Origin of the sequence: Vibrio sp. TMPB1044 (genome assembly GCF_030442075.1) — a bacterium.
GTDB lineage: Bacteria > Pseudomonadota > Gammaproteobacteria > Enterobacterales > Vibrionaceae > Vibrio > Vibrio satsumensis.
The window spans coordinates 1-1,075 of sequence record NZ_JAUJED010000059.1; the positions used below are offsets into that span (position 1 = coordinate 1).

Here is a 1,075-nt window from a genome sequence, read left to right on the forward strand (position 1 = left end):
TTCTCGCTGCTCTTCTTTCTCTAGATCGTCGACGAGCATCTGTAGGATTCCAAGTAAGCCATTCATTGGGGTTCTGATCTCATGACTCATCGTCGCCAAAAACAATGATTTAGCTTCATTGGCCTGGCGCGCTTTGTTCGCTTGATCTTCTAACTCAAGCCCAAGCTTCTTGAAATCGGTAACATCACGTTCGATCGCAATAAAGTGTTCAACTTCACCTTCGCCGTTACGTAAAGGCACTATGTCGATATCCACCCAATAAGGAGACTTATCAATCGTATAGTTCAATATTTCAGCTTTAACTTGATTACCCTTTTTGAGCGCAGATCCAATGCGACTGACCGTCTCAAAACAAGTTTTTTCACCTTGTAGAAATGAACCGGGTGTCAAACCTTTTACGGAATCTAAACGATAACCGGTCATGACCTCAAAAGCGCTATTTACCCACTCAATCCGCCCTTCTTTGTCAGTGATAATAACGGCATCTCTCGCTGCTTTAACCACTGTCGCCAAAAGACGACTGTCACGCTCTTTTTCTCCTAACAGCCGGTTAGACTCTTCAAGCAACTTCTTAGAGCTGTCTAGCTCTTTATGGGGATTAACGAACAATCTTTGCCCCATCAAGGCAACTAGAGCAGAACTAATTGTTAAAATGATAAAAAGTCCATTTAATAGTTCTTTTTGAAGCGTTGATAATTGCTCATTAAGAAAGGAACGGCTTATCCCTTGGGTTAACACCAAGTCCCCTCTAGTTAAAGCCGTCTGGGTTAATAACCAGTCTTTTTCATTGAATTTACTTTTCTCTGGATTATGTGAATCATGGACATTTTCAAGCTTCTTACTCGATTCAATAAGCGAAGCAATCGGCGGCTTTACCTGACTTAGCTCGTACCAACGTTCTCTATTCATCACGAACGAGCCAAAAAAATCATCGTAGTCAACTGCAGTTTCTCCATATATCACACCAGTAAAGTTATCTGCTTGGTACAAGGGCATAAACAACTTAACGCAAATATGATTGGTATCGTCATGCAAAAGATACAAAATGCGTTCATTCACTTCTTGATTTGAGATT

At 41.0% G+C, this 1,075-nt stretch carries 1 protein-coding gene; it reads right to left on the bottom strand.

Annotated features, from left to right (window positions below):
• Positions 1-1,075, bottom strand: a 1,075-nt coding sequence (locus QQ041_RS22090) for a PAS domain-containing protein (RefSeq protein WP_285955062.1), incomplete at both ends; no start/stop codon positions are given.